Origin of the sequence: Pseudomonas brenneri, from assembly GCF_007858285.1 — a bacterium.
Taxonomy (GTDB): domain Bacteria; phylum Pseudomonadota; class Gammaproteobacteria; order Pseudomonadales; family Pseudomonadaceae; genus Aquipseudomonas; species Aquipseudomonas brenneri.
This window is the reverse complement of sequence record NZ_VFIL01000002.1, coordinates 417,862-432,152: the sequence shown is the minus strand read 5'-3', so window position 1 is coordinate 432,152 and position 14,291 is coordinate 417,862. Positions and strand designations below refer to the sequence as shown.

Annotated in this window: 12 protein-coding genes; 10 read left to right on the top strand and 2 right to left on the bottom strand. The window is 59.6% G+C overall.

The features are described from left to right. Nucleotides 1–20: 20 nt before the first annotated feature. The gene (locus tag FJD34_RS05205; RefSeq protein WP_090291909.1) at nt 21–2,129 is read right to left on the bottom strand and encodes a molybdopterin oxidoreductase family protein; all 2,109 of its coding nucleotides are present in this window, start codon (nt 2,127–2,129) and stop codon (nt 21–23) included. A 435-nt stretch (nt 2,130–2,564) separates the two neighbouring features. Here FJD34_RS05205 and argF point away from each other — a divergent pair, with 435 nt between their 5' ends. Next, nucleotides 2,565–3,485 carry an ornithine carbamoyltransferase gene (gene argF / locus FJD34_RS05195; RefSeq protein WP_065942645.1) on the top strand — a complete coding sequence of 307 codons (921 nt, stop codon included), beginning with the start codon at nt 2,565–2,567 and terminating at the stop codon, nt 3,483–3,485. Further along, nucleotides 3,482–4,591 carry an ABC transporter ATP-binding protein gene (locus FJD34_RS05190; protein ID WP_032858450.1) on the top strand — a complete coding sequence of 370 codons (1,110 nt, stop codon included), beginning with the start codon at nt 3,482–3,484 and terminating at the stop codon, nt 4,589–4,591. The genes argF and FJD34_RS05190 overlap by 4 nt, the downstream gene beginning before the upstream one ends. Before the next feature lie 71 nt (nt 4,592–4,662). On the opposite strand, the gene ybaK is transcribed toward FJD34_RS05190, so the two are convergent. Continuing rightward, nucleotides 4,663–5,133, bottom strand: coding sequence for a Cys-tRNA(Pro) deacylase (gene ybaK, locus FJD34_RS05185; RefSeq protein ID WP_090291914.1), 471 nt, complete (start codon nt 5,131–5,133; stop codon nt 4,663–4,665). A gap of 371 nt (nt 5,134–5,504) precedes the next feature. Here ybaK and FJD34_RS05180 point away from each other — a divergent pair, with 371 nt between their 5' ends. The 8 genes from FJD34_RS05180 to FJD34_RS05145 all read left to right on the top strand — a co-directional run bounded on the left by FJD34_RS05180 (nt 5,505) and on the right by FJD34_RS05145 (nt 14,288). Then, nucleotides 5,505–6,359: an MIP/aquaporin family protein gene (locus tag FJD34_RS05180; protein ID WP_032859904.1), complete on the top strand. Its 855-nt coding sequence runs from the start codon at nt 5,505–5,507 to the stop codon at nt 6,357–6,359. A 78-nt stretch (nt 6,360–6,437) separates the two neighbouring features. Next, on the top strand, nt 6,438–7,943 hold the full coding sequence (gene glpK / locus FJD34_RS05175) for a glycerol kinase GlpK (RefSeq protein ID WP_090291916.1): 1,506 nt from the start codon (nt 6,438–6,440) through the stop codon (nt 7,941–7,943). Nucleotides 7,944–8,040: 97 nt separating this feature from the next. Then, nucleotides 8,041–8,796, top strand: a complete 756-nt coding sequence (locus tag FJD34_RS05170; RefSeq protein ID WP_032859906.1) for a DeoR/GlpR family transcriptional regulator — start codon at nt 8,041–8,043, stop codon at nt 8,794–8,796. Between the two features lie 294 nt (nt 8,797–9,090). Next, nucleotides 9,091–10,629: a glycerol-3-phosphate dehydrogenase gene (gene glpD, locus FJD34_RS05165; RefSeq protein ID WP_090291917.1), complete on the top strand. Its 1,539-nt coding sequence runs from the start codon at nt 9,091–9,093 to the stop codon at nt 10,627–10,629. Between the two features lie 385 nt (nt 10,630–11,014). Then, nucleotides 11,015–11,947: a glutamate/aspartate ABC transporter substrate-binding protein gene (locus FJD34_RS05160; protein WP_029295166.1), complete on the top strand. Its 933-nt coding sequence runs from the start codon at nt 11,015–11,017 to the stop codon at nt 11,945–11,947. Between the two features lie 192 nt (nt 11,948–12,139). After that, nucleotides 12,140–12,886 carry an amino acid ABC transporter permease gene (locus tag FJD34_RS05155; protein ID WP_032859908.1) on the top strand — a complete coding sequence of 249 codons (747 nt, stop codon included), beginning with the start codon at nt 12,140–12,142 and terminating at the stop codon, nt 12,884–12,886. After that, the gene (locus FJD34_RS05150) at nt 12,886–13,557 is read left to right on the top strand and encodes an amino acid ABC transporter permease (protein WP_032859909.1); all 672 of its coding nucleotides are present in this window, start codon (nt 12,886–12,888) and stop codon (nt 13,555–13,557) included. Before FJD34_RS05155 ends, FJD34_RS05150 begins: the two co-directional genes overlap by 1 nt. Then, a complete protein-coding gene (locus tag FJD34_RS05145; RefSeq protein WP_032859910.1) occupies nt 13,554–14,288 on the top strand; it encodes an amino acid ABC transporter ATP-binding protein in 735 nt (244 codons plus the stop codon). Before FJD34_RS05150 ends, FJD34_RS05145 begins: the two co-directional genes overlap by 4 nt. Nucleotides 14,289–14,291: the final 3 nt, after the last annotated feature.

The following is a 14,291-nucleotide window of genomic DNA, read 5'->3' as shown; positions in this document are numbered from 1 at the left end:
TCCCCGACAGACTCACTGCGTCACGCCGCCGCGACCTGCACTGGCACGCCGTTCAATGCTGCGTTGCCCGACAGCTCGTCCAACTGCCGCTCATCCGTGAGGTCGTTGGCACTGGCTCCAGGCTGTGCGCTGGCAATGTTCATGTGTACGCCCGGCCGGTCATGCCCCCAACCGTGGGGCAGGCTGACTACGCCAGGCATCATCTCCAGGCTGGACAGCACTTGCACTTCGATCATGCCGATCCGCGAGCTGACCCGCACCTGCTGCCCATCACTGAGTTGGCGACTGGCGAGGTCATCCGGATGCATCAGCAATTGATGCCGCGGCTTGCCCTTCACCAACCGGTGATAGTTATGCATCCATGAGTTATTGCTGCGCACATGCCGGCGACCGATCAGCAGCAACTCATCGGCCTTGGGCAACGGCAAGGCTGCAAACCGCGCCAGGTCCGCCAGGATCACTGCTGGCGCCGCCTGCACCCGACCATTGGCGTTTTTCAAGCGCCCTGCCAGGTTGGCCTTCAACGGCCCCAGGTCCAGGCCATGGGGATGCTCGGCCAGCATGGCCACCGACAGTTTATGGCTGGAGGCATCGCCATAGGCGCCCGCCCGCAGGCCAAAATCAATCATCTGCGCTGGCGCCATCGTGGGCTTGAGCGGGTTGCCGGTCCTGGCCGCAAACGCCTCGGCCAGGCCGACGAAAATCTCCCAGTCGTGCAACGCGCCCTCAGGCTTGGGCAGGATCGCCCGGTTGAAGCGCGTGACGTTACGCACCGCAAACATATTGAAGGTGGTGTCGTAGTGATCGTTTTCCAGGGCCGAGGTCGACGGCAGTATCAGGTCGGCATAGCGCGTGGTTTCATTGATATACAAGTCCACGCTGACCATGAACTCCAGGCCGTCCAGCGCCTGCTCCAGTTGCCGCCCATTGGGCGTGGACAGCACCGGATTGCCGGCGACCGTTACCAGTGCGCGGATTTGCCCTTCGCCTTCGGTGAGCATTTCTTCGGCCAGTGCCGACACCGGCAGTTCACCGCTGTATTCGGGACGCCCGGAAACCCGACTCTGCCAGCGATTGAAATGCCCGCCGGAGGTCGCCGCCACCAGGTCCACTGCGGGCTCGGTGCACAAGGCGCCGCCTACCCGATCCAGATTGCCGGTGACCAGGTTGATCAACTGCACCAACCAATGGCACAAGGTGCCGAATGCCTGGGTCGACACCCCCATCCGGCCATAGCAGACCGCCTTGTCTGCCGCTGCAAAATCCCGCGCCAACTGGCGAATCTGTGCCGCCGGGATCGCGCACCGGGTACTCATGGCCTCGGCGGTAAAACCCTCAACCGCGCGGCGCACTTCATCCAGGCCGTCCACCGGCAGGTGACTGTCGCGGGTCAGGTTCTCGGCAAACAAGGTGTTGAGCAGCCCGAACAGTAGCGCCGCATCCCCGCCGGGGCGCACAAACAGATGCTGGTCGGCCATGGCCGCCGTCTCACTGCGCCGGGGGTCGACCACCACCACTTTGCCGCCCCGCGCCTGGATCGCCTTCAGGCGCTTTTCCACATCTGGCACGGTCATGATGCTGCCATTGGAGGCCAGTGGATTGCCGCCCAGGATCAACATGAAGTCGGTCTGGTCGATATCCGGGATGGGCAGCAACAGGCCATGGCCATACATCAGGTGGCTGGAAAGGTGGTGAGGCAGTTGGTCCACCGATGTTGCAGAGAAACGATTGCGCGTCTTCAACTGCCCGAGAAAGTAGTTGCTGTGAGTCATCAAGCCATAGTTATGCACGCTGGGATTGCCCTGGTATACCGCCACCGCATTCTGCCCATGCCGCGCCTGGATGCCCGCCAGCCGCTCGGCCACCAGGGTAAAGGCCTCGCCCCACGGGATCGGTTGCCATTCGCTGCCCACCCGCAGCATCGGCTGGTGCAGGCGATCGGGATCATTCTGGATATCCTGCAGGGCCACGGCCTTGGGGCAGATATGGCCACGGCTGAAGGTGTCCTGGGCGTCACCCTTGATCGAGGTGATGGCGATGCCGCCCTCCTCAGAGGTGGTGGTTTCCAGGGTCAGGCCGCAGATGGCTTCGCACAGGTGGCAGGCACGGTGATGGAGAGTCTTGGTCATGGCCAGTCTCTTTATTAGGGCTTTGGCCCAACTATGGGCCGCGGCCACTAGCGGCGCCAGCAACGTTCGCCCCGTGAATCAACGGGCATCAGGCCAGGCCATGGCCAAGCATGAGCAAATGTTTCAGAGAGCGCCCGCGCTGCCCAGGAAACCGACGCAACCTGGCCTCAGGCCGCCATCACACATTGCAAAAGGTCGCGACGCCAGTGTACAAATGACCCGCTGCAGTGCGTAAACAGGCCTCAAAAGTGCAATTCCCGCCCCTTTGAACCCCTCTAAAAAACCGTAGCCTATTGGTAAGACGCGACATTTAGTGTCAATATCGCGCCTTCCCCTATTTCGTCGCCCCGTGCGGCTTTCGCCGCAGGTCTCGCCCGTTGTCACAATAAACAAGGCTTTGAGTATCTGCGGTCTGTTGCAAAAAGGTAGTTAATGATGAGCGCAAGGCACTTTCTCTCCCTGATGGATTGCACGCCCGAAGAGCTGGTCAGCGTGATCCGTCGAGGCATTGAGCTTAAAGACCTGCGTAATCGCGGCGTACTGTTCGAGCCTTTGAAAAACCGCGTACTCGGGATGATTTTCGAGAAGTCGTCCACCCGTACCCGCCTGTCCTTCGAAGCCGGCATGATCCAGCTCGGCGGCCAGGCCATCTTTCTGTCGCCACGGGACACCCAACTGGGCCGTGGCGAGCCGATCAGCGATTGCGCCATCGTCATGTCGCGCATGCTCGACGCGGTGATGATCCGTACCTTCGCCCACAGCACGCTCACCGAGTTTGCCGCCAACTCGCGGGTACCGGTGATCAACGGGCTGTCCGATGACCTGCACCCGTGCCAGTTGCTGGCCGATATGCAGACGTTCCTCGAACATCGCGGCTCGATCCAGGGCAAGACCGTGGCCTGGATCGGCGATGGCAACAACATGTGCAACAGCTATATAGAAGCGGCGATCCAGTTCGACTTCCATCTGCGCATTGCCTGCCCTGTGGGCTATGAGCCCAGCGCCGAATTCCTGGCCAAGGCCGACGCCCGCGTGCAAATTGTGCGTGACCCGAAAGACGCCGTGATCGGCGCGCACCTGGTGAGCACCGACGTCTGGACCTCCATGGGCCAGGAAGACGAAACCGCCAAGCGCTTGGCCCTGTTTGCGCCTTATCAGGTCACCCGTGAATTGCTCGACCTCGCCGCGCCAGATGTGTTGTTCATGCACTGCCTGCCGGCGCATCGCGGTGAAGAAATCAGCCTCGACCTGTTGGACGACCCGCGCTCCGTCGCCTGGGACCAGGCAGAAAACCGCCTGCACGCCCAGAAGGCCTTGCTGGAGTTCCTGGTCCCACCGGCGTACCACCACGCATGAGCCAGCCACTTCTGCTGAACCTGCGCAATCTGGCATGCGGCTATCAGGACCAACGGGTGGTGCAGAACCTCAATCTGCACCTCAACGCAGGTGATATCGGCTGCCTGCTGGGCTCCTCGGGCTGTGGCAAGACCACCACCCTGCGGGCAATTGCCGGGTTCGAGCCGGTGCACGAAGGCGAAATCAACCTGGCCGGCGAAGTCATCTCCAGTGCAGGGTTTACCCTGGCTCCGGAGAAACGTCGCATTGGCATGGTGTTCCAGGACTACGCACTGTTTCCCCATCTCAGCGTGGCCGACAACATCGGCTTCGGTATCCGCAAACACCCGCACAAAGAGCGCGTGGTTAGTGAGCTGCTGGAGCTGGTCAACCTGAAGAACCTGGGCAAACGCTTCCCCCACGAACTGTCTGGCGGGCAGCAGCAACGCGTGGCCCTGGCCCGTGCATTGGCGCCGGAACCGCAATTACTGTTGCTCGACGAGCCCTTCTCCAACCTCGACGGCGAACTGCGGCGCAAGCTCAGCCATGAAGTGCGGGACATCCTGAAGGCCCGTGGCACCAGTGCGATCCTGGTGACCCATGACCAGGAAGAAGCCTTTGCCGTGAGTGACCATGTAGGCGTGTTCAAGGAGGGCCGCCTGGAGCAGTGGGATACGCCCTACAACCTCTATCACGAACCGCTGACACCTTATGTCGCGAGCTTTATTGGCCAGGGCTATTTCATCCGTGGGCAGTTGATTACGCCGGAGTCGGTCACCACTGAACTGGGTGAGTTGCGCGGTAATCGTGCCTACACCTGGCCGGCCGGCTGTGCAGTGGACGTGTTGCTGCGCCCGGACGACATCGTTTACGCACCGGACAGCGCGCTGAAAGCACAGATCGTCGGCAAGACCTTCCTGGGGGCCTCGACCTTGTACCGCCTGCAGTTGCCGACCGGGGCCCAGCTAGAGTCGATCTTCCCCAGCCATGCCGATCATCAGGTGGGTGTACAGGTCGGGATTCGCGTGGCGGCCGAACACCTGGTGCTGTTCCAGGCCTCGGGGAGCACGGCGGCGCAGATTCCGCAGGTGGAGTCCGGTGTGCGGCGCTATAGCACTGCCAGCTGAAGCAACCAAATCCAAAATGTGAGAGCAAGCCCGCTCCCACATTTAGATTGCCGATACCTTCGAAATTGACGTCAGGCCCGGCCAATCGGCGCAAATTTACCCTGGGTGTGCTCTGCCAGCACTGCTACTCCCAACTCTACCTCCAGCCCTCTCCTGCCGGCGCTGACAAAAATTGTCGCAAAAGGCTGGGCACTCACATCGATGAACGTGCGCAAGCGTTTCTTCTGCCCCAACGGGCTGATCCCGCCCAACAAATAACCGGTAGAACGCTGCGCCGCAGCCGGGTCGGCCATCTCGACTTTCTTGACGCCTGCTGCGTGAGCCAGGGCCTTCAAATCCAGACTTCCGACGACTGGCACCACCGCCACCAATAACTCACCTTTTTCGCTACTGGCGAGCAAGGTCTTGAACACCTGCGCCGGGTCAAGGCTCAACTTTTCCGCGGCCTCCAGGCCATAAGAGGCGGCCTTGGGGTCATGTTCATAACTGTGGATACGATGTTCGGCGCGAACTTTCTTCAACAAGTCCAATGCGGGTGTCATGGAGGCTCCAGGCTTGGGGAAAACGTGGCAAAGCAGACCGCCGATTCTAGGACAAACCCAGGCAAAACGCTCTAGTGCAGGGCGCCGTGCGGCGAATCCGCGCAGAGCCTGACCCCGCTTGCCGCCCATTCATTTGTCGTGCTGTCGCGATCATTCATCACACTAATAGTTAGAAAATGACCGACCGTTCACTTTCGACCTTTGACAGCAGTGTTTCTTGTCTATATTTTTTCGTTTCCGAATACCGTACGAATCTTCCTGCAGTAATCGAGCAGTAAGCCACGAACAGGATGGGGATCCTGTCCATGGTGAAAATCGCGCCTTGTCCGTTGTGACAACGCGCCAGACAAGAAAAAAAACCGAGGTTTTCAATGACAACTGCTCTTCAACAGCCTTCACTTTCAAGCCAATGCATGGCCGAGTTCCTCGGCACCGCGCTGCTGATCTTCTTCGGCACCGGCTGCGTCGCTGCGCTCAAGGTCGCGGGTGCCAGCTTTGGCTTGTGGGAAATCAGCATCATCTGGGGGATCGGCGTGAGCATGGCGATCTACCTGAGCGCCGGCATTTCCGGGGCTCATCTCAATCCAGCCGTCAGTATCGCGCTGTGCATTTTTGCCGACTTCGACAAACGCAAACTGCCCTTCTATATCATCGCCCAGGTCGCCGGCGCCTTTTGTTCCGCCGCGTTGGTTTACACGCTCTACAGCAACCTGTTTTTCGATTACGAACAAACCCACCAGATGGTCCGTGGCTCCGCAGCCAGCCTGGAGTTGGCCTCGGTGTTCTCCACCTACCCTCACGCCTTGCTGAATACAGCCCAGGCGTTTCTGGTGGAAATGGTCATCACCGCCATCCTCATGGGCGTGATCATGGCCCTGACCGATGACAATAATGGCCTGCCCCGCGGCCCCCTGGCCCCGCTGCTGATCGGTCTGTTGATCGCCGTCATCGGCAGCGCCATGGGCCCTTTGACTGGGTTTGCGATGAACCCGGCCCGTGATTTCGGCCCCAAACTGATGACCTTTTTCGCCGGTTGGGGTGAAATGGCCTTCACTGGCGGGCGCGACATTCCGTACTTCCTGATTCCGATCTTTGCACCGATTGTCGGTGCCTGCCTCGGCGCTGCGGCCTATCGCGGGCTGATTGCCCGCCACTTGCCCAACGCCGCACCTGCTACAACTGATGCAGCCGACACCGCCGCCAGCGGTAATACCCGAACATCCTGATAGCGGTAGCCTGAGCCCACCTGCCCTTTGCGGCCCAGGCTACTCACCCACTCCCTTTTTCCGTCCAAGGCAATCGACATGACCGACACACAGAATAAGAACTACATCATTGCCCTTGATCAGGGCACCACCAGTTCACGGGCGATCATCTTTGATCGTGACGCCAACGTGGTGTGCACCGCCCAACGTGAATTCGTCCAGCACTACCCGCAAGCCGGCTGGGTCGAGCATGACCCGATGGAAATCTTCGCCACCCAGAGCGCCGTGATGGTCGAGGCCCTGGCGCAAGCCGGCCTGCACCACGATCAGGTCGCCGCCATCGGCATCACCAACCAGCGTGAAACCACGGTGGTCTGGGACAAGATCACCGGCCGCCCGATCTATAACGCCATCGTCTGGCAATGCCGCCGCAGCACCGAGATCTGCCAGCAGCTCAAGCGCGACGGCCACGAGCAATACATCAGCGACACCACCGGCCTGGTCACCGACCCGTACTTCTCCGGCACCAAGTTGAAGTGGATCCTCGATAACGTCGAAGGCAGCCGTGAACGCGCGCGCAATGGCGAGCTGCTGTTCGGCACCATCGACAGCTGGCTGATCTGGAAATTTACCGGTGGCAAGACCCACGTCACCGACTACACCAACGCCTCGCGCACCATGCTCTTCAACATCCACACCCTGGAGTGGGACGCGAAGATGCTGGAGGTGCTGGATATCCCACGGGAAATGCTGCCAGAAGTTAAATCCTCCTCGGAAATCTATGGCCGTACCAAAAGTGGGATTGCCATCGGCGGTATCGCTGGTGACCAGCAAGCCGCCCTGTTCGGCCAGATGTGCGTCGAGCCGGGCCAGGCGAAAAACACCTACGGCACCGGCTGCTTCCTGCTGATGAACACCGGCGACAAGGCAGTCAAATCCAAGCACGGCATGCTCACCACCATCGCTTGCGGCCCCCGTGGCGAAGTGGCCTATGCCCTCGAAGGCGCTGTCTTCAACGGCGGCTCCACCGTGCAATGGCTGCGTGACGAGCTGAAGATCATCAACGATGCCCACGACACCGAATACTTCGCCAACAAGGTCAAGGACAGCAACGGCGTGTACCTGGTGCCGGCCTTCACTGGCCTGGGCGCGCCGTACTGGGACCCGTATGCCCGTGGCGCGCTGTTCGGCCTGACCCGTGGCGTACGCGTGGATCACATCATTCGTGCAGCCCTGGAGTCGATTGCCTACCAGACTCGCGACGTGCTCGACGCCATGCAGCAGGATTCCGGTGAACGCCTCAAATCCCTACGGGTAGACGGCGGCGCAGTGGCCAACAACTTCCTGATGCAGTTCCAGGCCGACATCCTTGGCACCCAGGTCGAACGACCGCAAATGCGCGAAACCACTGCATTGGGCGCCGCTTACCTGGCCGGCCTGGCCTGTGGTTTCTGGGGCAGCCTGGAAGAACTGCGTGGCAAGGCGGTGATCGAGCGTGAATTCGAACCGCAACTGGACGAGCCAGCCAAAGAAAAACTCTACGCCGGCTGGAAAAAAGCGGTCAGCCGCACCCGCGACTGGGAACCCCACGAAGGCGCCGAATAAGCCAAGCGCCGGACCCACTTAGGGTTGTAACTGGCAGGGAGCAGATTCCTGCGTCATCATGGGCCACTTTTTTGTACGGCAGCCCAAAGGACGCCCCATGAATCTGCCTCCCCGTCAGCAGCAAATCCTCGAACTGGTCCGCGAACGCGGCTACGTCAGCATCGAGGAAATGGCGCAGCTGTTCGTTGTCACCCCGCAAACCATCCGCCGCGATATCAATCAACTGGCAGATGCCAACCTGCTACGGCGCTACCACGGCGGCGCGGCCTATGACTCCAGTGTCGAAAACACCGAGTACGCCATGCGTGCCGACCAGATGCGCGATGAAAAACAGCGTATCGGCGAAGCCATTGCCGCACAGATCCCCGATCACGCCTCGCTGTTCATCAATATCGGCACCACCACCGAATCCATCGCCCGGGCGCTGCTCAACCACAGCCACCTGAAAATCATCACCAACAACCTCAACGTCGCCATGATGCTCAGCGCCAAGGACGACTTCGATGTGCTGCTGACCGGCGGCAATGTGCGCCGTGACGGCGGTGTGGTAGGCCAGGCCAGCGTGGACTTCATCAACCAGTTCAAGGTCGACTTTGCCCTGGTAGGTATCAGCGGCATTGATGAGGACGGCAGCCTGCTGGACTTCGACTACCAGGAAGTGCGGGTTTCCCAGGCGATCATTGCCAATGCGCGCAAGGTGATCCTGGCGGCGGACTCCAGCAAATTCGGGCGCAATGCCATGATTCGCCTGGGGCCGATCAGTTTGATTGATTGCCTGGTCACCGATCAGCCGCCGGTGCCGGCGCTGGTGCAGTTGCTCAATCAGCATAAGATTCGCCTGGAAGTCGTCTGATCTATCCCTGAGATCTCTGGCGCCTGGACCACCGTCATCGCGGGCAAGCCCGCTCCCACAGGTTGATCGCATTCCAACTGTGGGAGCGGGCTTGCCCGCGATGGCTGCCTGTAGGGCAACAACTCTCTTGAGCCAGCACCCGGCTCAATGTTCACAAATTTTCCTTTTTCGGCCCTTCGATGAGTTTTTTCAATCGAAGTCGACTGGCTGCGCCTGCGTTTATGAGCTACCATTTTCGCAAATGAACATTAATGTTCGAATTCCAATATTAAAAATACATCGTGAGGCCCGCCGATGCCCCTTTCTACCTTGCCTGCTCCACCCCTAGCCGAAGTCTATGACGTCGCCGTTATTGGCGGTGGGATCAATGGCGTGGGCATCGCGGCAGACGCGGCCGGTCGCGGCCTGTCGGTTTTCCTTTGCGAAAAGGACGACCTGGCCAGCCACACTTCGTCCGCCAGCAGCAAGCTGATCCACGGCGGCCTGCGCTATCTTGAACATTACGAATTCCGCCTGGTGCGCGAAGCCCTGGCAGAGCGCGAAGTGCTGCTGGCCAAGGCCCCGCACATCGTCAAGCAGATGCGCTTTGTGCTGCCCCATCGCCCGCACCTGCGCCCGGCCTGGATGATTCGCGCCGGCCTGTTCCTGTATGACCACCTCGGCAAACGCGAAAAACTCGCCGGCTCCAAAAGCCTGAAGTTCGGCGCCGACAGCCCGCTGAAAAGCACAATCACCAAAGGCTTCGAATACTCCGACTGCTGGGTGGATGACGCGCGCCTGGTAGTGCTCAATGCCATGGCAGCCCGGGAAAAAGGTGCACATATCCACACCCAGACCCGTTGCGTCAGCGCCCGTCGCAGCAAGGGCCTGTGGCATCTGCACCTGGAACGTGCCGATGGCAGCCTGTTCTCGATCCGCGCCAAGGCGCTGGTGAACGCTGCCGGCCCGTGGGTAGCCAAGTTCATCAAGGATGACCTGAAGCTGGATTCGCCCTACGGCATCCGCCTGATCCAGGGCAGCCACCTGATCGTGCCGAAACTGTACGAAGGTGCCCACGCGCACATCCTGCAGAACGAAGACGGGCGCATCGTCTTCACCATTCCGTACCTCAATCACCTGACCATCATCGGTACCACCGACCGTGAGTACACCGGCGATCCGGCAAAAGTGGCGATTACCGAAGGTGAAACGGACTACATGCTCAATGTGGTCAATGCCCACTTCAAGCAGCAGTTGAGCCGCGACGACATCGTGCACACCTATTCCGGCGTGCGCCCGCTGTGCAACGACGAATCCGACAACCCGTCGGCCATTACCCGCGACTACACCCTGGCGTTGTCGGGCACGGGCGAAGAAGCGCCGATCCTGTCGGTGTTCGGCGGCAAGCTGACCACCTACCGCAAATTGGCCGAATCGGCACTGGCGCAACTGGCCCCGTACTTCCCACATATCAAGCCAAGCTGGACCGCCAAGGCCAGCCTGCCCGGCGGCGAAGACATGACCACACCAGAAGCCCTGGCCACGGATATTCGCAGCAAGTTCGAGTGGATCCCCAGCGAAATCGCCCGTCGCTGGTCGACGACCTATGGCAGCCGCACCTGGCGCCTGCTTGAAGGCGTGCAATCGCTGGAAGACATGGGTGAGCACCTCGGCGGCGGCCTCTACACCCGGGAAGTCGACTACCTGTGCGCCGAGGAATGGGCGACCCAGGCCTACGACATCCTGTGGCGCCGCACCAAACTCGGGCTGTTCACCACCCCCGAAGAGCAGGAGAACCTGCAGCGCTACCTGATCAAGGTCGAGCAGAACCGCAGCAAGATCGAAGCGGCCTGATTAACGAAGCCCCTGCACCGGAAGGTCCAGGGGTTTTTTATGGCCGTCTTAATGTGAAATGCGATCAATGCGGGAGCTGGCTTGCCTGCGATGGCGGACTGACTGATGACAATCGACGGTAAGCCAACACCTATGGATTCGGTTTTCCGAACACGCTGCTGTTGCCGATTCGGTTTGCCGGACTTAAACATCGATTAAACAGCGTCACATAAAGTTAATAACTATATAAATCATATAGTTAGACTTTTATTAACGGTCTGGCACGACTCATGCTCTACACTTGGTACGTGTTTGCCTGAGATGCTTCAGGAGCCGTCACAGGCATTCGCTGTATCGAAAGAGCCGTCCAGGCTTCATAAAAAAAACAAATGTCGAGGAAGTATTGATGCGTATCGTTCCCCATATTTTGGGCGCAGCTATCGCTGCCGCTCTGATTAGCACTCCAGTTTTTGCCGCTGAGCTCACCGGCACCCTGAAGAAAATCAAAGAGTCGGGCACCATCACCCTGGGCCACCGCGACGCCTCCATCCCGTTCTCCTACATCGCAGACGGCTCGGGCAAGCCAGTGGGCTACTCCCACGACATTCAACTGGCCATCGTCAAGGCTGTCGAGAAAGACCTCGGCATGAAAGAAGGCGAGCTGAAGGTCAAATACAACCTGGTCACCTCGCAAACCCGTATCCCGCTGGTGCAGAACGGCACCGTGGACGTTGAATGTGGTTCCACCACCAACAACGTCGAGCGTCAGCAGCAAGTCGACTTCTCCGTCGGCATCTTCGAAATCGGTACCCGTCTGCTGTCCAAAAAGGACTCGACCTACAAGGATTTCGCTGACCTCAAGGGCAAGAACGTCGTAACCACCGCCGGTACTACCTCCGAGCGCATCCTCAAGTCCATGAACGCTGACAAGCAAATGGGCATGAACGTCATCTCCGCCAAGGATCACGGTGAATCCTTCCAGATGCTGGAAAGCGGCCGTGCCGTTGCCTTCATGATGGACGACGCACTGCTGGCCGGTGAAATGGCCAAGGCCAAGAAGCCAACCGACTGGGCCGTGACCGGCACCCCACAATCCTTCGAAATCTACGGCTGCATGGTTCGCAAAGGCGATGCCCCGTTCAAGAAGGCTGTGGATGACGCCATCGTCGCTACCTACAAGTCCGGCGAAATCAACAACATCTACACCAAGTGGTTCAGCTCGCCGATCCCACCAAAAGGCCTGAACCTGATGTTCCCGATGAGCGACGAACTCAAGGCCCTGATCGCCAACCCGACTGACAAAGCGGCTGACGACAAAACGGCTGAAAAAAAGTCCTGATTCCGAACTAACCTTATCCCCTGAGGGAGCCAACCCTCCCTCAGGTGCCTGTTACTACCTGCTGGCATTATTTGGAACACTCGACCTGGCGGTTTCCGAGCCGATCGCGTGTGCCTGACGTTCACCGTCAGGCGGGAATGGATTTTCCCCAAGCGGGTGCTTGTACATCGATCGATTTCGGGGGAGACCCTAATGAATTACAACTGGGACTGGGGCGTATTCTTCAAGTCCACCGGCGTGGGCAGCGAGACCTATCTCGACTGGTTCATCTCCGGTTTGGGCTGGACCATCGCCATCGCCATCGTGGCCTGGATCGTCGCCTTACTGCTGGGCTCGATGCTAGGCGTGATGCGTACGATGCCTAACCGCCTCGTGGCCGGCATCGCGACCTGCTATGTAGAACTTTTTCGTAACGTGCCACTGCTGGTTCAGCTGTTCATCTGGTACTTCCTGGTACCCGACCTGCTGCCGCAGAACCTGCAGGACTGGTACAAACAAGACTTGAACCCGACCACCTCGGCCTACCTGAGCGTTGTCGTGTGCCTGGGCCTGTTCACCGCCGCCCGCGTATGTGAACAAGTGCGTACCGGCATCCAGGCGCTGCCCCGTGGCCAGGAAGCCGCCGCGCGCGCCATGGGCTTCAGCCTGTCGCAGATCTACTGGAACGTGCTGCTGCCCCAGGCCTACCGGATCATCATTCCGCCGCTTACCTCGGAGTTCCTCAACGTCTTCAAGAACTCCTCCGTGGCGTCCTTGATCGGCCTGATGGAGCTGTTGGCGCAAACCAAGCAGACCGCCGAATTCTCGGCCAACCTGTTCGAAGCCTTCACCCTGGCCACGCTGATCTACTTCACCCTGAACATGAGCCTGATGCTGCTGATGCGCCTGGTCGAGAAGAAAGTCGCAGTGCCCGGCCTGATTTCCGTGGGGGGTAAATAATGGAATTCGATTTCAGCGGCATTATCCCGGCCATCCCCGGCCTGTGGAACGGCATGGTCATGACCTTGAAGCTGATGGTCATGGGCGTGGTCGGCGGCATCATCCTCGGCACCATCCTGGCGTTGATGCGCCTGTCCTCCAGCAAACTGCTGTCGCGCGTGGCTGGCGCCTATGTGAACTACTTCCGCTCGATCCCGCTGCTGCTGGTGATCACCTGGTTCTACCTGGCGGTGCCGTTCGTATTGCGCTGGATCACCGGCGAAGACACGCCAATCGGTGCATTCACCTCCTGCGTCGTAGCGTTCATGATGTTCGAGGCGGCGTACTTCTGCGAAATCGTGCGGGCCGGCGTACAGTCGATCCCCAAGGGCCAGATGGCTGCAGCACAAGCGATGGGCATGACCTACGGCCAGACCATGCGCCTGATCATCCTGCCCCAGGCGTTCCGCAAGATGACCCCGCTGCTGTTGCAGCAGAGCATCATCCTGTTCCAGGACACCTCGCTGGTCTACACCGTGGGCCTGGTGGACTTCCTCAATGCTTCGCGCGCCAATGGCGACATCATCGGGCGTTCCAATGAGTTCCTGATCTTCGCCGGTGTCGTCTACTTCATCATCAGCTTTGCCGCCTCGCTGCTGGTCAAGCGTCTGCAAAAAAGGTTTGCCGTATGATCTCTATCAAGAATATCAACAAGTGGTATGGCGACTTCCAGGTGCTGACCGATTGCAGCACTGATGTCAAAAAAGGCGAAGTGATCGTGGTGTGCGGGCCGTCCGGCTCGGGCAAATCCACCCTGATCAAGTGCGTCAACGCCCTGGAACCGTTCCAGAAAGGTGACGTTGTGGTCGACGGCACCTCGATTGCCGACCCGAAGACCAACCTGCCAAAACTGCGCTCGCGCGTCGGTATGGTGTTCCAGCACTTCGAACTGTTCCCGCACATGACCATCATCAAGAACCTGACCGTCGCGCAGGTGAAAGTGTTGGGTCGCAGCGAAGAAGAGGCCAAGAAGAAAGGCCTGCAATTGCTGGAACGTGTGGGTCTGTCGGCGCACAAGGACAAGCACCCGGGCCAACTGTCCGGCGGCCAGCAGCAGCGCGTGGCGATTGCCCGTGCACTGGCCATGGACCCGATCGTCATGCTGTTCGACGAACCGACCTCGGCCCTGGACCCGGAAATGGTCAACGAAGTACTGGACGTGATGGTGCAACTGGCCCAGGAAGGCATGACCATGATGTGCGTGACCCACGAAATGGGCTTCGCCCGTAAAGTGGCCGACCGCGTGATCTTCATGGACGCCGGCAAGATCATCGAAGACTGCCCCAAAGAGGAGTTCTTCGGTGATATCAGCGCCCGTTCCGAACGTGCGCAGCACTTCCTCGAAAAAATCCTGCAGCACTAAAAA